This window comes from Aeromonas sp. AE23HZ002T15 (genome assembly GCF_054165525.2).
This window is the reverse complement of sequence record NZ_CM201342.1, coordinates 501,066-517,780: the sequence shown is the minus strand read 5'-3', so window position 1 is coordinate 517,780 and position 16,715 is coordinate 501,066. Positions and strand designations below refer to the sequence as shown.

General features: G+C 60.5%; 19 protein-coding genes and 1 riboswitch. Of the genes, 14 read left to right on the top strand and 5 right to left on the bottom strand.

Features of this window, described 5'->3' with window-relative positions; translation table 11 throughout:
• Positions 1-11 precede the first annotated feature (11 nt).
• Positions 12-1,223 (bottom strand): MFS transporter, encoded by a 1,212-nt coding sequence (locus tag ACT5M9_RS02225; RefSeq protein ID WP_457978274.1) that lies wholly within the window; start codon positions 1,221-1,223, stop codon positions 12-14.
• Positions 1,224-1,341: 118 nt separating this feature from the next.
• Here ACT5M9_RS02225 and ACT5M9_RS02220 point away from each other — a divergent pair, with 118 nt between their 5' ends.
• Complete coding sequence (locus ACT5M9_RS02220; protein WP_457978276.1) at positions 1,342-2,217, top strand: LysR family transcriptional regulator; 876 nt, start codon at positions 1,342-1,344, stop codon at positions 2,215-2,217.
• A gap of 88 nt (positions 2,218-2,305) precedes the next feature.
• On the opposite strand, the gene ribA is transcribed toward ACT5M9_RS02220, so the two are convergent.
• Entirely contained in the window at positions 2,306-2,899 is a 594-nt protein-coding gene (gene ribA, locus ACT5M9_RS02215) for a GTP cyclohydrolase II (RefSeq protein ID WP_100858921.1), read from the bottom strand.
• A gap of 262 nt (positions 2,900-3,161) precedes the next feature.
• Between ribA and cmk the strand changes: the two genes are divergently transcribed.
• The 6 genes from cmk (at position 3,162) to pyrF (ending at position 8,402) form a co-directional block, all read left to right on the top strand.
• A complete protein-coding gene (gene cmk / locus ACT5M9_RS02210; protein WP_438548375.1) occupies positions 3,162-3,854 on the top strand; it encodes a (d)CMP kinase in 693 nt (230 codons plus the stop codon).
• 93 nt (positions 3,855-3,947) lie between these two features.
• Positions 3,948-5,618 (top strand): 30S ribosomal protein S1, encoded by a 1,671-nt coding sequence (gene rpsA / locus ACT5M9_RS02205; protein ID WP_005327816.1) that lies wholly within the window; start codon positions 3,948-3,950, stop codon positions 5,616-5,618.
• A gap of 92 nt (positions 5,619-5,710) precedes the next feature.
• Positions 5,711-5,995 carry an integration host factor subunit beta gene (ihfB, locus tag ACT5M9_RS02200; protein WP_349918016.1) on the top strand — a complete coding sequence of 95 codons (285 nt, stop codon included), beginning with the start codon at positions 5,711-5,713 and terminating at the stop codon, positions 5,993-5,995.
• 156 nt (positions 5,996-6,151) lie between these two features.
• The gene (locus ACT5M9_RS02195; protein ID WP_349918014.1) at positions 6,152-6,436 is read left to right on the top strand and encodes a LapA family protein; all 285 of its coding nucleotides are present in this window, start codon (positions 6,152-6,154) and stop codon (positions 6,434-6,436) included.
• A 9-nt stretch (positions 6,437-6,445) separates the two neighbouring features.
• The gene (gene lapB, locus ACT5M9_RS02190; RefSeq protein ID WP_457978278.1) at positions 6,446-7,615 is read left to right on the top strand and encodes a lipopolysaccharide assembly protein LapB; all 1,170 of its coding nucleotides are present in this window, start codon (positions 6,446-6,448) and stop codon (positions 7,613-7,615) included.
• Between the two features lie 88 nt (positions 7,616-7,703).
• Positions 7,704-8,402, top strand: coding sequence for an orotidine-5'-phosphate decarboxylase (gene pyrF, locus ACT5M9_RS02185; protein WP_457978279.1), 699 nt, complete (start codon positions 7,704-7,706; stop codon positions 8,400-8,402).
• Between the two features lie 86 nt (positions 8,403-8,488).
• Here pyrF and rrtA read toward each other — a convergent pair whose 3' ends face one another.
• Positions 8,489-9,067 carry a rhombosortase gene (gene rrtA, locus ACT5M9_RS02180; RefSeq protein ID WP_457978281.1) on the bottom strand — a complete coding sequence of 193 codons (579 nt, stop codon included), beginning with the start codon at positions 9,065-9,067 and terminating at the stop codon, positions 8,489-8,491.
• On the opposite strand from rrtA, the gene ACT5M9_RS02175 reads away from it, so the two are divergent.
• The 5 genes from ACT5M9_RS02175 to ACT5M9_RS02155 are packed head-to-tail and all read left to right on the top strand — an operon-like array spanning position 9,018 to position 11,930.
• A complete protein-coding gene (locus tag ACT5M9_RS02175; protein WP_457978283.1) occupies positions 9,018-9,686 on the top strand; it encodes a tRNA-uridine aminocarboxypropyltransferase in 669 nt (222 codons plus the stop codon). The genes rrtA and ACT5M9_RS02175 overlap by 50 nt on opposite strands.
• Before the next feature lie 20 nt (positions 9,687-9,706).
• A complete protein-coding gene (gene queC / locus ACT5M9_RS02170) occupies positions 9,707-10,411 on the top strand; it encodes a 7-cyano-7-deazaguanine synthase QueC (RefSeq protein ID WP_457980534.1) in 705 nt (234 codons plus the stop codon).
• Positions 10,412-10,466: 55 nt separating this feature from the next.
• The gene (queE, locus tag ACT5M9_RS02165; protein ID WP_457978284.1) at positions 10,467-11,138 is read left to right on the top strand and encodes a 7-carboxy-7-deazaguanine synthase QueE; all 672 of its coding nucleotides are present in this window, start codon (positions 10,467-10,469) and stop codon (positions 11,136-11,138) included.
• Between the two features lies 1 nt (position 11,139).
• Complete coding sequence (locus ACT5M9_RS02160) at positions 11,140-11,370, top strand: DUF3820 family protein (protein WP_457978285.1); 231 nt, start codon at positions 11,140-11,142, stop codon at positions 11,368-11,370.
• Positions 11,367-11,930, top strand: a complete 564-nt coding sequence (locus tag ACT5M9_RS02155; RefSeq protein WP_457978286.1) for a cob(I)yrinic acid a,c-diamide adenosyltransferase — start codon at positions 11,367-11,369, stop codon at positions 11,928-11,930. The genes ACT5M9_RS02160 and ACT5M9_RS02155 overlap by 4 nt, the downstream gene beginning before the upstream one ends.
• 72 nt (positions 11,931-12,002) lie before the next feature.
• On the opposite strand, the gene ACT5M9_RS02150 is transcribed toward ACT5M9_RS02155, so the two are convergent.
• Positions 12,003-12,410: an H-NS family histone-like protein gene (locus ACT5M9_RS02150; protein ID WP_457978287.1), complete on the bottom strand. Its 408-nt coding sequence runs from the start codon at positions 12,408-12,410 to the stop codon at positions 12,003-12,005.
• Between the two features lie 319 nt (positions 12,411-12,729).
• Positions 12,730-12,901, top strand: a riboswitch (Lysine riboswitch).
• A gap of 86 nt (positions 12,902-12,987) precedes the next feature.
• On the opposite strand from ACT5M9_RS02150, the gene ACT5M9_RS02145 reads away from it, so the two are divergent.
• A complete protein-coding gene (locus ACT5M9_RS02145) occupies positions 12,988-14,568 on the top strand; it encodes a Na+/H+ antiporter NhaC family protein (RefSeq protein WP_457978288.1) in 1,581 nt (526 codons plus the stop codon).
• Between the two features lie 100 nt (positions 14,569-14,668).
• Positions 14,669-15,250, top strand: coding sequence for a thymidine kinase (locus ACT5M9_RS02140; protein WP_438548364.1), 582 nt, complete (start codon positions 14,669-14,671; stop codon positions 15,248-15,250).
• Between the two features lie 68 nt (positions 15,251-15,318).
• On the opposite strand, the gene ACT5M9_RS02135 is transcribed toward ACT5M9_RS02140, so the two are convergent.
• Positions 15,319-16,656, bottom strand: coding sequence for a flavohemoglobin expression-modulating QEGLA motif protein (locus ACT5M9_RS02135; protein ID WP_457978289.1), 1,338 nt, complete (start codon positions 16,654-16,656; stop codon positions 15,319-15,321).
• Positions 16,657-16,715: the final 59 nt, after the last annotated feature.

The window sequence follows — 16,715 nt, the reverse complement described above, 5'->3', positions numbered from 1 at the left end:
CTTGGGCCGAGCTAGGAGGCGAGGGAGGAGAAGGGGCGCGCGCTGCGCCCCTTCAGATGTCCGAGCCAGAGGCTGAGCACGGCGGTGACGCAGAGCACCAGTTCGATGCCGAGCACCAGCCCCCCTAACCCCCCTCGCTCCCAGAAGGGGTGCAGATACAGGCCCCCCAGGCTGGCCCCCAGGTAGTACCCCACCAGATAGAGCGACGAGGCCAGCGCCCGGTTGTGCTCCACGTGCTGACCCACCCAGGCGCTGGCACAGGCGTGGGCGAGGAAGAAGCCGAAACTCGAGACCAGCAGACCGCCGAGAATAGCCGTCAGGGTGCCGAGCAGCAGCGCCAGACTGCCCATGGCCATCAACACGATACCGGCGAGCAGCAGACGCTGGGGCCCCCAGCGGCTGGCGCAGCGACCGCTGATGGAAGAGGCGAGGGTGCCGGTGAGGTAGGTCAGAAACAGCATGCCGAGCCACTGGGTCGGCAGGGAGAAGGGCGCCTCGGCCAGCAGGAAGGTGAGGTAGCTGTACTGGTTGAGGAACACCATGAAGTTGAGCCCGCCGATGAGGTAGGCCCCCAGCAGCAGCGGATTGCCGAGGTGGCTGGCGATGGCCTGGCGCAATTGGCCGGGAGTGGCCACCACGGCCACGAAGCGGGTCTGGGCCGGCAGCAACCAGATGACCAGGGGCAGCAGGACCAGGCTGATGAGACCTATACCGAAGAAGGTGTGCTGCCAATCCCCGAACCAGCCCGCCAGGAGGCCACCGACCACCCGGCCGGCGATCCCGCCGAGCGAGTTGGCGGCGATATAGACCCCGACCGCGGAGAGCAGGGCACGTTTGCTGAACTCTTCCCCCATGTAGGCGATGGCGGTGGCGGGTAGCCCCGCCAGCAATATCCCCTGCAGGATGCGCAGGGTCACCAGCGCCTCGAAGCGCGTTACCAGCGGAATGAGCAGAGAGAGCAGGATGGCGCCTGTCAGGGTCCACAGCATGATGCGGCGGCGGCCGAAGCGATCGGCGAGCCGGGCGCAGAGCAGCAGGGAGCCCGCGAGCCCGGCGGTACAGCCCGCCAGGGTCCAGCCGGCGGACAGGGAGCTGACGGAGAAGACCTGCGCCAGCAGGGGCAGCAGGGGGTGAGTCTGGTAGAGATTGAGAAACACCAGGAAGGAACCCAGGCTCAGGGCCAGGGTGGCGCGCATCCACTCGCGGCTGCCGATTTCGATCATATGCGGTTGTCCTGACTGCATTTTTTGCAGAACTATCTGCGATATACCCCGCAGACTAGTGTGCCGCCTGATATAAATATAATATATTTATATTATCAGTCTGATAAATGAAATTGATATGGATCTGAAACAGCTCGGCTATCTGCTGGCGGTGCGGGACGCCGGCTCATTCACCAAGGCCGCCAACGCCCTGCACGTGGCGCAGCCCGCGGTCAGCATGGCCATCGCCAAACTGGAGAGCCAGCTTGAGCTGCGGCTGTTCGACCGTCAGGATCGCAGCGTGCGCCTCACTCCGGAGGGGGAGGTGCTCTGCCGCCACGCCGAGCGCCTGCTGTTGCAGGTGCATCAGGCCGAGGCGGAGATGGCGGAACTCAAGGGGCTGGAGCGGGGGGAGGTGCGCATCGGCATCCCCTACATGATGGGTTCCTACTACTTCCCCCCCATCCTGATGGCGTTCAAACACAACTATCCCGGTCTCAGGATCCGGGTGGAGGAGGCGGGCAGCCGGGAGCTGCTCAGCCGCATGGTGGATGGCAGCCTGGACTTGGCCATCCTCATCACCAGCGATCTGCCGCCAGGGCTGGAGGGGGCCCAGCTGCTGCGCGAAGAGATGCTGATGGTGGTGGGGGAGGAGCATCCACTGCGCCAGGCAGAGGCCGTGTCGCTGCCGCAATTTTTCGAGCAGGAGCTCGCCATGTTCAGGCGCGGTTTCTATCACCGCGAACACATGGAGGCGCTGGCACAGGGGCTCGGGCTCGATCCCAATATCGGCTTCGAGAGCAACCTCATCCCATTGCTCAAGGCCGTGGTGCGCCAGGGATTTGCCGTGACTACCTTCCTGCGCATGGTGCTGGACGACGAGACGGCCCTCACCGGCGTGCCCTTCGATCCCCCCATCTTCCTCGATCTCTGCGTGGCTTGGCGGCGGGGGGATCCCCTCTCCATGGCCAATCGCGCCCTGCGGGACTTCCTGTTGTCACAGGCAACCCCCTGAGCATCTGATGCTGTTGAGGTGACTTATTTTGCAAATAAAAACGCCTCCCTTGAGGAGGCGTCTTGACGGGTCGGGGGCTGAATTCCCCTTATTTCTTGAACAGGTGATCCAGCTTGTTCGCCTTGGTGGAGAGGTAGAACTCGTTGTGGGGATTGCGCCCCTCCTGCAGGGGAACCCGCTCCGCCACGGGAATGCCGAAGCTCTCCATGGCCTTGAGTTTGCGCGGGTTGTTGGTCATCAGTTTGAGGCTCTTGACCTCCAAGGCCTTCAACATGTCGGCGCAGATGGTGTAATCGCGCATGTCGGCGGCAAAGCCCAGCGCCACGTTGGCCTCGACGGTGTCTGCGCCCTGATCCTGCAGGTGATAGGCCCGGATCTTGTTGAGCAGGCCGATGCCACGGCCCTCCTGACGGACATAGAGCAAGACGCCACGGCCTGCCTTGGCGATGTTCTGCATGGCCGCCTGCAGCTGGAAGCCGCAGTCACAACGCAGGCTGAACAGGGCATCCCCGGTCAGACACTCGGAATGAATGCGCCCAAGCACGGGCTCACCGTCCGCGATATCACCCATCACCAGCGCGGCGTGATCCTTGCCTGTACCGGTTTCCTGAAAGCCCACCAGCGTGAAGGTACCCCAGGGGGTCGGCAACTTGGATTTGGCTACGAGAGTAATGCTGCTCATAGGGTTGCTCCTGACTACAGCTGCTTAAAAAGGGCGGACAGTTTAGCGCGCCTCATCCAGAACAACCATAAGAACAAAACCTTGCATTGCACAGTGCCATGACGGATTGCTCATTATTGGCGCAATCGCGACGAGTTTTGCGCATATCGGCTTCCAGACAACTGCCAGCGACCCCGCATTCGGGTATAATCGGCGCCCATTACCTCATCCCGTGAGGGATGCGTGCAAATCGTCCACATGCAGCATGTGCAGGAGAGAAATTATGCCTCAGATGGCCCCCGTGATGACAATCGATGGCCCAAGCGGTGCCGGTAAAGGCACCCTGTGCCAGCTGCTGGCCGAGAAGTTGGGCTGGCACCTGCTCGACTCCGGCGCCATCTACCGGGTGTTGGCGCTGGCCGCCCTGCATCACGACGTGGAGCTCGACGCCGAGGCGGCCCTGGTGCCCCTTGCCGCCAATCTGGACGTGCAGTTCCAGGTCGAGGGTGAGCAGGTGAAGGTGGTGCTGGAAGGGGAGGACGTCTCCCGTACCATCCGCTCCCAGGAAGTGAGCGACGCCGCCAGCAAGGTGGCCGTCTTCCCCCGGGTGCGTGAAGCCCTGCTGCGCCGTCAGCGCGCCTTCCGCCAGGGGCCTGGCCTCATCGCCGATGGCCGCGACATGGGTACAGTGGTTTTCCCCGAGGCCGAGGTGAAGATTTTCCTCGACGCCAGCGCGGAAGAGCGGGCCCAGCGCCGCTATAAGCAGTTGCAAGATAAGGGCTTTGATGTTAACTTTGAGCGTCTTTTAACCGAGATTCGGGAACGTGACGATCGCGACAGAAATCGCGCCGTCGCCCCCCTGAAACCCGCGGAAGATGCTCTTGTGGTAGACTCAACGTCTATGACCATAGATGAAGTGCTGGTGACGGTACTCGCCTATGCGGAGCAACAACTTGGTGATATCGGCGCGAGCTGATGTCAGTCGTCTGCACCATGGATGGCGCAGATAATTTAAAACAACCCCGCTTGTGCCGGATTGCGAGTGGATGTTTCATTTGTGACACAAACAATGATCGAATCTTTTGCTCAACTCTTTGAAGAGTCCCTGAACGCCGTTGAAACCCGTCAAGGTTCCATCGTCAAGGGTACCGTCGTTGCTATCGAGAACGGTTTTGTACTGGTTGACGCCGGTCTGAAATCCGAGTCTGCCATTCCTGCTGAAGAATTCAAGAACGCCCTGGGCGAGCTGGAAATCAATGTAGGCGACACCGTTGACGTGGCTCTGGACTCTATCGAAGATGGTTTCGGCGAAACCAAGCTGTCCCGCGAAAAAGCCAAGCGCCACGAAGCCTGGCTGCAGCTTGAGAAGGCTTACGAAGAGCAAGCTACCGTTATCGGTATCATCAACGGCAAGGTCAAGGGTGGTTTCACCGTTGAACTGAACGGCATCCGTGCCTTCCTGCCGGGTTCCCTGGTTGACGTGCGTCCGATCCGTGACACCGCTCACCTGGAAAACAAAGAACTCGAGTTCAAGGTCATCAAGCTGGACCAGAAGCGCAACAACGTTGTGGTTTCCCGTCGTGCCGTGATCGAAACCGAGAACACCTCCGAGCGCGAAAGCCTGCTGGCCAACCTGCAAGAAGGTCAAGAAGTTAAGGGTATCGTCAAGAACCTGACCGACTACGGTGCATTCGTAGATCTGGGCGGTGTTGACGGCCTGCTGCACATCACCGACATGGCGTGGAAGCGCGTTAAGCATCCTTCCGAAATCGTCAACGTTGGCGACGAGATCGCTGTCAAGGTTCTGAAGTTCGACCGCGAGCGTACCCGTGTATCCCTGGGTCTGAAGCAGCTGGGAGAAGATCCCTGGGTTGCTATCGCCAAGCGTTACCCGGAGACCACCCGCCTGTCTGGCCGCGTGACCAACCTGACCGACTACGGCTGCTTCGTTGAAATCGAAGAAGGCGTTGAAGGCCTGGTACACGTATCCGAGATGGATTGGACCAACAAGAACATCCACCCGTCCAAGGTTGTTAACGTTGGCGACGTGGTTGACGTGATGGTTCTGGACATCGACGAAGAGCGTCGTCGTATCTCCCTGGGTCTGAAGCAGTGCAAATCCAACCCGTGGCAGCTGTTTGCCGAAACTCACGCCAAGGGCGACCGTGTTTCCGGCAAGATCAAGTCCATCACTGACTTCGGTATCTTCATCGGTCTGGATGGCGGCATCGACGGCCTGGTTCACCTGTCTGACATCTCCTGGAACAACCAGGGCGAAGAAGCCGTGCGTGAATTCAAGAAGGGTGACGAGATCGAAGCCGTTGTTCTGCAAGTGGACCCGGAGCGTGAGCGCATCTCCCTGGGCGTCAAGCAGATCGAAGAAGACCCGTTCAACAAGTACCTGTCTGACAACAAGAAAGGTGCTATCGTGAAGGGCAAGGTTACCGAGGTTGATGCCAAGGGTGCCGTGATCGAACTGGCTGACGGCGTGGAAGGCTACCTGCGTGCCTCCGATGCTGCTCGTGACCGTGTAGAAGACGCGACTCTGGTTCTGTCTGTCGGTGACGAAGTTGAAGCTAAATTCATGGGCGTTGATCGTAAGAACCGCACCGTAAGCCTGTCTGTCCGCGCTAAGGACGAGGCTGACGAGCGTGTTGCTATCGATAGCCTGAACCAACAAGAAGAAGTTGTGTTCAGCAATGCTATGATGGAAGCGTTCAAAGCCGCCAAGGGTGAGTAATCCTTGATGCAAGAGAAGGGCGGCACTGCGCCGCCCTTTTTTATCTTGGCATAATGAATATTGCATGTGATCGGAGAAGGAGATTTAACCTTATGACCAAATCAGATCTCATCGAACAATTGGCTGCCAGCCGCATGCATATGCCGGCCAAAGATGTCGAAGCCGCCATCAAGGAGATCCTTGAGCAGATGGCGTCGACCTTGCAAAACGGCGACCGGATTGAAATCCGAGGATTTGGAAGTTTTTCACTGCACTATCGTGCACCCCGTGTGGGTCGTAACCCCAAGACCGGGGACAAGGTTGAATTGACCGGGAAATATGTCCCGCATTTCAAGCCTGGCAAAGAGTTGCGCGAGCGCGTCAACATCAACGAATAATGCAGAAAACGGCATACCTGGGTATGCCTTTTTTATTTTTGCGACACGAACACCACGAATTGTCGGGTTTCTCGCACTCTTTTCCCATTCGCTCTAGAGTCTGCCGGTGATTTTAAGGATAATCAGTCTCTCATTAGCTACAGACAGGGAGCTCCCATGAAGCGTATCTTGGCCCTCATTCCATTGGTGCTGGTGTTCGTGTTGACCCTCGCCATCGGTTCTCAAAACGGTCAGCTGGTGCAGTTCAACTATCTGATAGCCCAAGGGGAGTTCTCGCTCTCCATGTTGCTCGGTTTCTTCTTTGCCGGCGGTTTCCTGTTGGGCTGGCTGGTATTCGGTCTCTTGTTCCTGCGTCTCAAGCTGCAAAATCGCACCCTCAATCGCACCATGCGTCGTCAATCCCGCGAGTTGGAAGTGGCCCGGTCGACCGCCAAGGAATAACGTCCCTCCATGCTTGAACTGCTTTTCCTGCTGTTGCCGATTGCCGCCGGCTATGGCTGGTACATGGGACGCAGGAGTGTTCGCCAGGACACCCAGCAACAGAGTAACCAATTTTCCCGCCAGTACGTGGCGGGTCTCAACTATCTGCTCGCCGACGAGTCGGACAAGGCGGTGGATCTCTTCATCCAACTGCTGGAAGTCGACAGCGAGACCATCGAAACCCACCTCTCCCTCGGTAACCTGTTTCGCCAGCGTGGCGAGGTCGATCGTGCCATCAAGATCCACCAGAATCTGGTCGCCCGTGAGCTGACCCGGGAGCAGCGACAACTCGCCCTGCAGGAGCTGGCGCGGGACTTCCTCGCCGCCGGTCTGTTGGACAGAGCCGAAGCCATCTGGAACGAGCTGTGCGAAGACAGCGACTTTGAGGAGACGGCGCTGACCCAGCTGCTGATCATTCATCAGCAGCTCCGTGACTGGGACAAGGCCATCGAGGTCGCGGTGCGGCTGCAGAAGTTCCAGGGCAACAAGAAGCTTGCCGAGCCCATCTCCCATTTCTATTGCGAACAGGCAGAGAGCGCTCTGCGTGACGGCGACAAGGCCGCGGGCCGTGCCAAGCTGAAGAAGGCGCTCGGGGTCAATGGCGCCTGTGCCCGCGCCAGCCTGCGCCTCGCAGATCTCGCGATGGAAGAGGAAAAGTACGAGGACGCCAGCAAGGAGCTGCTGCGGGTGTTCGAACAGGACATGGACTTCGCCTCCGAGGCCATGCCCAAACTCCTGCAATGCTACCAGCAGATGGGGCGCAGCCAGGAGCTGATCCCGCTGCTTGAAAAGGCGGTGGAAGATCATGCTGGGGTCAGCGTGACCCTGGCCCTGGCGAACCTGGTGGAAGCCCGCGATGGCCTGAGTCAGGCCCGGGCCCTGGTGCTGCGCCAACTGCGCCGCCATCCGTCCATGAAAGGTTTCTACCAGCTGGTCGGCTTCCAGCTGGCGAGCGCCGAGGAGGGGCCCGCCAAGGAGAGCCTGGAGCTGCTGCAGCAGCTGGTGGGCGAGCAGATCAAGATCAAATCGACCCACAAGTGCCGCCAGTGCGGCTTCGCCACCCATTCTCTGTTCTGGCAGTGTCCCTCCTGCCGCCAGTGGGGCTCCATCAAACCCATACGGGGGCTGGATGGGGAATAGCCGTGTCTGATGACAAGGCCCGGACACCAAGCCGGCTGGCGGGATATTCACGTCGGCTGCGACATAACAACACGCCATAGGAAGTGACATGCAAGATCCCAAAGTACTGGTTGCGCTCGATTATCAGCACGAAGCCGATGCCTTCGCCTTCATCGAGCAGATCTCGCCTGCCCAATGCCGCCTCAAGGTGGGCAAGGAGATGTTTACCCTGTTCGGTCCCCAGTTTGTGCGCCAACTGGTGGCCAAGGGGTTCGATGTCTTTCTGGATCTGAAGTTTCACGACATCCCCAACACCGTCGCCAAGGCGGTGGCGGCCAGTGCCGAGCTGGGGGTCTGGATGGTCAATGTCCATGCCAGCGGCGGCGAGCGCATGATGCGGGCTGCCAAGGAGGCACTCGTGCCTTACGGGGACAAGGCGCCCCTGCTGATCGCCGTGACCGTGCTGACCAGCATGGAGCAGTCCGACATGGCCCCCCTTGGGGTGGATGCCACTCCGGCGGAGCAGGTGATCCGGTTGGCGGCCCTGACCAAGGCGGCCGGCCTCGACGGGGTGGTCTGCTCCGCCGAGGAGGCCCATGAACTGAAAGCCTTGCTCGGCAGCGAATTCAAGCTGGTGACCCCGGGCATTCGTCCGGCAGGCTCGGCCGCCGGAGATCAGCGCCGGGTGATGACCCCCAAGGCCGCGATGGCGGCGGGGGCCGACTATCTGGTGATCGGCCGCCCCATCACGCAGGCCGCCGATCCGGCCGCCGTGCTTGGTGCCATCAATGCCGAGTTGAACGGTTAAGAGAGGGCGACCCCTCCCATCAATGCAACAGGCCGGATCATGGATCCGGCCTGTTGCATTTCAGTTGCTCAGAGCGTCCGGGGTCGTCAGGAGTGAACTGCCCTGGCGCCTAGCCCCCAGGGCACCAGCCCGAGCAGCAGGCCGGCCACCGAGCCGATGAGGTGGGATTCTATGTGGACCCTGGCACCGATGAGGGCGGAGACCGGGCTCTCCCCGGCGCTGTAGAAATCCAGCCCGAGCTTGATGAAGATGCCCAGCAGCATCAGCCAGCCGGAGTGGCGGCGATAGCGGATATCCTGCAGGGCACCCCAGACGAAGAGGCCGTGGAGGGCGCCGGACAGTCCCATGTACCACTGGGTCTGGGGGCACCACCACCAGATGCCGAGGCCGACGGCGGTGCACAGCAGCAGCATCAGCAGGGGCAGGCGCCAGCCCGTCAGGTATTCACGAAACAGGCTGTAGAGCACCGCCAGCCCGCTCAGGTTGAGCAGCAGGTGCCATCCGTTGGTGTGGGCCAGATTGCCTGTTATGATGCGCCACCCTTCACCCTGGGCGATCAGGGTGCGCTCGAAGGAGAGCAGGTGGTTTGGTACTGTGAAGAAGAGCAAGGCAGTGATGAGCGACAGCGTGACAACCCAGAACAGACCCGATTTTTCTGACAACATGAAACAGCCCAGCGACAAAGAGAGCCGATACTGTACACGCTGTACCCGAGCCCTCAAAGCCTGCCTGTGTGATTATGTTGAGCGGGTTGCCCATCTTGCGCCCGTCCATATCTTGCAGCATCCCGCCGAGGTCGGCCATCCCAAGGGAACGGCCGCCCTGCTGGCCGCGTCGCTCACCCAGGTTCACCTCCATGTGGGGGAGAGTTTCGCCGATGCCGATTGGCTGGCGGCCCTGCTGGCCGATCCCAAGGTGCGCTGTGTGGTGCTCTGGCCGGATGAGACTGCCCTGACCCTGGCGCAGGTAAAGACGCAGCTGTGCAGTGCCGGTGACGCGCCGACCGTGCACTTCATTCTGCTCGATGGCACCTGGCGCAAGGCGTACCGCATGCTGCACAGCAACCCGGCCCTGCTCGCCCTGCCGAGGATCACGCTAGGGGAGATCGAGGGGCAATACTCCATTCGCAAGAAGCCGTTCCCTGGGGCCCTGTCGACCCTGGAGGCGGGCTACCATCTGTTATGCCAGTGGGAAGGGCCCCCCGAGCGCTTCGCCCCGCTGATGACCCTTTTTAGCCATCTGAACCGGCAGTGGCATGACTTTGCCCAGGGTCGCCGAACTTGAACCGAGAATTTAGAACAGAGATAGGAGTGAGGAACGTGAATAAAGCCGTCGTGGTATTCAGCGGAGGTCAGGACAGCACCACCTGCCTGGTGCAAGCTCTGGCCAAATATGACGAAGTGCACGCCATCACCTTCGACTATGGCCAGCGCCACCGGGAGGAGATAGAGACGGCCCGTCGTCTGGCCAAATCCTTTGGCATCGCCGTCCACAAGGTGATGGACGTGACCATGCTGGGGGAACTCGCCGTCTCCGCCCTGACCCGGGACGAGATCCCGGTGAGTGGTGAGCTGCAGGACAACGGCCTGCCCAACACTTTCGTGCCGGGCCGCAACATCCTGTTTCTGACCCTGGCCGCCATCTATGCCTATCAGGTGGGGGCGGGGACCGTCATCACAGGGGTATGCGAGACCGATTTCTCCGGTTACCCGGATTGCCGCGACGAGTTCGTCAGGGCCCTCAACCAGGCGGTGTCCCTCGGACTGGATCGCGGCCTCGTCTTCGAGACGCCCCTGATGTGGCTGGACAAGGCCGAGACCTGGGCCCTGGCGGATCACTATGGTCACCTGGATACGGTGCGTCAGCAGACCCTCACCTGCTACAACGGCATTGCCGGTGATGGTTGTGGTGCTTGCCCCGCCTGCGAGTTGCGCAGCCGTGGCCTGAACCAGTATCTGGCGGACAGGGTCGGCGTCATGGCCCGCCTGCACCAGAAAACCGGACTGTGAGTCTTGCCCCTGTTTGAGGTATAATCCGCGCCTTTTGCAACAAGCCGTGACCAGCATGCACTACCCAATCAACGAAATCTTCCAGACCATCCAGGGGGAGGGGGTCTTCACCGGCCTGCCCGCCATCTTCGTGCGCCTGCAGGGCTGCCCCGTGGGCTGCCCCTGGTGCGATACCCGTCATACCTGGGTGGTGGATCCGGCCCGTGAGGTAGGCAAAGGCGAGGTACTGGATCGTTCCAACGAGTCCGATGGCTGGAGCAAGATGAGTACGGACGAGATCCTGGCTAGCTTCGAGGCCCTGGGTTACAAGGCGCGCCACGTGGTCATCACGGGGGGCGAGCCCTGCCTCTACGATCTCCACGAGCTCTCGGGGGCCCTGCTGGCATCGGGTTATCAGGTGCAGATCGAAACCAGCGGTACCAGCGAGATCCTGACCCATGCACAGACCTGGGTCACTGTCTCCCCGAAGATCGGGATGAAGGGGGGCCTGCCCGTGCTGGTGTCGGCGCTGGAGCGGGCGAACGAGATCAAGCACCCGGTGGCGACCGAGCGTCACATCGAGGAGCTCGACGCCCTGCTGGCCACCGCCACACTGCGGGCCGATGTGATCGTTGCGCTGCAGCCTATCAGCCAAAAGCCGAGGGCCACCGAGCTTGCCATGGCGACCTGTATCGCCCGCAACTGGCGGCTCTCCATCCAGACCCACAAATATCTGAATATCGATTAAGATGGACAATCTCTCGGACGAGCGGGTATTGCTGACCCTGGCGACCAAGATGCCTTACGGAAAATATCGGGGCTGGCGCATCATCGATATTCCGGAGCCTTATCTGGTGTGGATGGCCAGAACCGGTTTTCCGGCGGGATCACTGGGCCAATCATTGGCACTGGCGTACGAGATAAAACTCAATGGACTAGAGTCCATGATTATTCCCATTATTAACAGGATGTCGCCATGAGAATATATACCCGGCAGGGGGACAAGGGACTCACCAGATTGGCCGATGGTGCCCGATTGCCCAAGGATGACAGGCGTGTGGAGACCTATGGCGCCATCGATGAGCTTAATTCCCAGATAGGTCTGCTGATGGCGGAAATACCCGAGCAGGAGAAAGCCCTGCTGGCCGAGCTGATATTGCTGCAGCAGGAGTTATTTGACCTGGGCGGGGAGCTGGCATTTTCCAGCGAGGCGCAAAATAGCGAACTGTGGCAGGTCAGCGAGCAGTGGACATTGCGACTCGAGCAGCAGATAGACGCCTATAGCGCCCAATTGCCTGCCCTGCATAATTTCATCTTGCCGAGCGGTTCCCGGGCGGCTGCCCAGGCTCACGTGGTGCGTACCCTGACCCGTCGCTGTGAGCGTCTGTTATTGGGGTTGAGCCGTGAGGAGCGGGTCAATCCGGCCGTTCTGCCCTATCTGAACCGGCTGAGCGACTGGTTCTTCACGGTGGCGAGATACCTGCTCGTCTGCACCGGCACCCCTGAGGTGCTCTGGGTCAAGGCGGCGGATCGGGGCTAGGCAAGGCCAGAAACGAGATAATAAAAAAACCTCGCCAATGCGAGGTTTTTTTATTGGGCCAGTGACGATGAATCAGATGGCAAAAGATTCCACGGATTGACCTTCGGCCACGGCCTTGGCAATGGTGGAGGGCATGCGACCCTGACCGGTCCAAGTTTTTTCCACGCCGTTGTCATCGAGGTAACGATATTTGGCGGGGCGGGGGGCACGCTTGCTTTTACCAGCCTTGGGGGCATCGACGGCAACTGTTCCCACCAATTCGGCGGGATCTATGCCGGCGGCTTTAAGCATCTCGGCATATTCGGCAATCTTGCGCTGATGTTCTTCACGGGCCTGACGATCGGCGGATTCATCCTGCTGGCGTTCGGTGACAATGGTTGTGAGTTTTTCCAGACCTTCTTCCAACTGTTCCAGGGTCAGTTCACGGCAGGTTGCCCGCAGACTACGGATATTCAGCAGTACTTTCAGAAATTCATTCATATTGGCTACCACGCGAGCAGAAATATTCAGGGAATGAGACAGGCTTTTCGCTAATTTATAGGCGGCTTCATCCTCAAGTCAAGTCTGCTGAATTAATTAATTCGATATGTAAATTAAGCCCCATCTATTTGCCGATGGTGGATTGCCCTATATTACGATGATACATATCCATATGGGCTTCTGGCAGGTGAAAATATCGACTGTTTATGCTTTATCGCACCATTTGACTACCTTTTTGTGCAGGATCGCCACACTCGCGTTGAATTTTAATCAAAAAACTTGCTATCACACCGTGCCTCGATAAAATGTGCCTCGAATACCTTTAAGTAGAGGCGCGCTGCCTATGAGTAGCCGAGCGGAGGGTGATGCCTGCGATGCTCGAGGAAAGGAGTCGGCGCCGAAGTGACCAGGCCATCATACCGGGTTGCTGGTTCTGCATCGAACAGGTGCAGGACTGCCATAGTCATCCACTATGGAGCGCTACCTGAAGGGGCTGAGGAGTATTACCTCCCCATGGGTTTTGTTTCTTTATCCTCTCGGTAGATCTCCACCTGTTGTCTTTAGGTGCAAAGAGATCATGGACATCGTTCACTACGCCGACTCCGGTTGGTCTATCGTTCCCCCCTTGTTGGCCGTCGCCTTGGCGATCATCACCCGCCGCGTCCTGGTGTCGCTGGGGGTGGGTATCGTTGCCGGCAGCCTGCTGCTCAACCAGTTTGACCCCCTCGCGTCCCTGCATTACATGCTGAACACTGTGCTCAAGATCTTCTGGGTCGACGGTGCGCTGAATCGCGACAACGTCAACATGATCCTGTTCATGTTGCTGCTGGGGGGCCTCATCAGCCTGATGAGCGTCTCCGGTGCCACCCGCGCCTTCGCCGAGTGGGCCGCCAAGCGCGCCAAGACCCGCAAGGGGGCCAAGGCCCTCACCGGTATGATGGTGTTCGCCTTCTTCATCGATGACTTCTTCCACAGCCTGTCGGTGGGGGCCATCTGCCGTCCGGTCACCGATCGTTTCCAGATCTCCCGCGCCAAGCTGGCCTATCTGCTGGACTCCACCGCGGCGCCGGTCTGCGTGCTGATGCCCATCTCCTCCTGGGGAGCCTACATCATCGCCCTGGTGGGGGGCATCATGGCGGCCCACGGCCTGACGGATCAGAGCCCCATCTCCGCCTTCGTCGAGATGATCCCGATGAACCTCTACGCCGTGTTCACCCTGATCATGGTGCTGGTGGTGATCGCCTTCCAGCTCGACATCGGCTCCATGCGCCAGCACGAGCAGTGGGCCCTGGAGGGCAAGCTGTGGGATGAGTCCAAGGGCCGTCCCATCGGTCTGGACATGGAGTCCCCGGAGGAGAGCAACGGCGGCATGATCGACATGGTGCTGCCGATCCTGACCCTGACCCTGGCCACAGTCTACTTCATGATCGACTCCGGCGCCGCGGTGCTGGCCGGCAAGGGTGAGCCCTTCAGCGTGCTCGGTTCGTTCGAGAACACCAACGTCGGCTCCTCCCTGGTCTACGGCGCCCTGTGCAGCCTGGTGGTCTCCATCGGTCTGGCCATGCGCCTCAAGCTGGGTGCCAAGAACTGGATGAAGGCCGCACCGCAAGGCGTGATGGCCATGCTGCCCGCCATCAACATCCTGCTGTTCGCCTGGACCATAGGCGCCGTGGTGCGTGACGTGGAGACCGGCAAGTACCTGGCCTCCATGGCCAACGGCAACCTGCCGGTGGAAGTGCTGCCCGCCGTGGTGTTCGTGCTCTCCTGTGCCATGGCCTTTGCCACCGGTACCAGCTGGGGCACCTTCGGCATCATGCTGCCGCTGGCCGGTGACATGGCGGCCGCGAGCGACGTGGCCCTGATGTTGCCCATGCTGGCCGCCGTGCTGGCGGGCTCGGTGTTCGGGGATCACAGCTCCCCCATCTCCAGCACCAGCATCCTCTCGGCCACAGGCGCCGGTTGCCATCACATCGATCACGTGATGACTCAGCTGCCCTATGCCCTGGCCATCGCCTTCGGCGCGGCCATGGGTTACCTGGTGATGGGGCTGATGCACTCCGTGCTGGCAGGTTTCACCGTCAGCGCCCTCTGGTTCGTCATCTTCTCCAGCTACCACCTGCGCAAGGCGCGGCAGGAGAGAACCCTGGCAGTCGCCTAAGCGGCGTCGCATAAATAGAACAAGGGGCCCACGGGCCCCTTGGTTTTGGCGGGGGCATTGGTTAGCATGCGCCCCATAAATTCAGTTTCGGAACAACACCATGGCTTCACTGCACTACAAATTCGCCACCATGAACTCGGGCAAGTCGACTCAGCTTATCCAGGCGCACTTCAACTACCTGGAGCGAGGCATGGTCCCGCTGGCCATGACCCCAGCCATCGACGATCGTTTCGGGGTGGGGATCATCAGTGCCCGGGTCGGGTTGGAGCTGAAGGTGGAGGTGTTCAGTGACAACTGCGATCTGTTCGAAATGGTCAAGGCGCGCCATGCAGAGAAACACATCGATGTCTTCATCGTCGACGAGGCCCAGTTCCTGACTCGGGATCAGGTCTATCAGCTGGCCCGGATCGTGGACGAGCAGGATATCCCCGTCATCGCCTACGGCCTCAAGACCGACTTTCGCGGCGAGCTGTTCCCGGGCTCCTACCACCTGCTCTGTCTTGCGGACAAGTTCGAGGAGCTCAAGAGCATCTGCTGGTGCGGCAACAAGGCGCACATGAACTCCCGGGTGAACGAGGCGGGGCAGGTGATGCGCGATGGCGAGCAGGTGGAGATAGGCGGCAACGATCGCTATGTGTCCCTGTGCCGCAAGCACTATCTGGATGGCCAGGCCTTCAAGTAACCCGGCTGAGCCGAATTGACAAGGGCGCCTCGATGGCGCCCTTTTTCTTGGCGGTGGCCGCGAGCGGCTCAGTCTATCTCGATATCCACCGGCGCTATGATGGGGTCGGCCACCGGCAGACGGTGGAACAGCTGGCGAAAGTGCTGCTGTACCCGGCCAATGTCCACCAGGGACATGCCGGAGGCGAAGCCGAACCAGACGTAGAGGCCGGTGAGATCCCGGAACATGGGGGGGAGGTAGCGCGGCGCGTCGATGAGCCCCTCCAGGTAGTGCTGGTAGAGCACGGGGATGTCGTCCAGGGTCACCTTGCCGACGAACAGCATGGGCAGGATCTCCGGCACCCCCTCCAGCACGGCGCTGCGGATGAAGTTGACCGTCTCCACATAGCCCTTCACGTAGGAGAGATCCTTGGTGAAGCAGGCGCCACCCTCCACCATGCCGCCGCGGAACACCCGTTGGGTGATCTTGTAGGCGTCGTGTTCGCTGGCCCCCTTCTCGACGAAGTGGCGGAACACCTCGATGAAGTCGGCGCCACGCTCCGCCATGTCGATGGCCATCACCCGATCCGAGATGCGCTTGGCCCTGTCCGGGAAAGAGCTGAAGGTGAGGGTCTCGATGAGCACGGCGAGCCCCTCCTGGCAGGCGGTGATGCGCGGCGAGCCCGCGCCGAGCCAGGTGGCGTAGGATTGCTGACGGCCATTCAGGGTGGTGCCCACGTGCACCCAGCCCTCGTGCACCTCCAGCACCTGCAGGTCCAGCTCCGAGAAGCGGGCGTGGGAGCTCAGCTTGATGTAATCCCCTCCGGCGGCGGCGTCCGAGACGATGCCATCGCTGAGTTTGACCTGGATGGCGCCATCCTCGAAGTACCCGGACAGCTTGCCCTGCAGCCTGGCCACCGCCGCTTCCCCCTCGAACTCCTTGGGGTAGGGGCGTACCAGGTGGCGGGCGCCGGGCAGGGAGAAGATGTCGCACAGGCGGGCACCCAGCTCCTTGAGGGTCTTGCGATCCCCGCGCAGGTGGTCGCTCGCCGAGCCATAGAGGGTCTGGCTGTAGCGCTGGAACTCCGGCTGGCCGCGCTGGCGCAGCATCTCGATGACCACCATGTACTGATCCACCGTCTCCTGCAGGATCCGCCCCAGATCGTCATGGGGACCGAGGTGGCGCCTGATCCTGTCCCTCAGCTCCTTGAGCTCCAGGTACTTGTTGCGGGGATCGAAGTCCAGGGGAAGCCCCCGATAGAAGGCGGCGTCGATGGCGGGCAGCTCGCGCCCCCCCTTGGCCAGAAACTCGGTCTGCAGGTGACGGGGCCATTTGATGGCATCCAGGATGCGGATGGGTTTTTGCAGGGCAAGCAGCTCATCGGAGAGGGATTTGAGGTGCAGGCGATACTTTTCTTGGATGGTCATCGGGCCCCCTGTGGGGCGAGTGTTGGGCGAGAATGGCTGAGTATATGCATAGCCCTTGC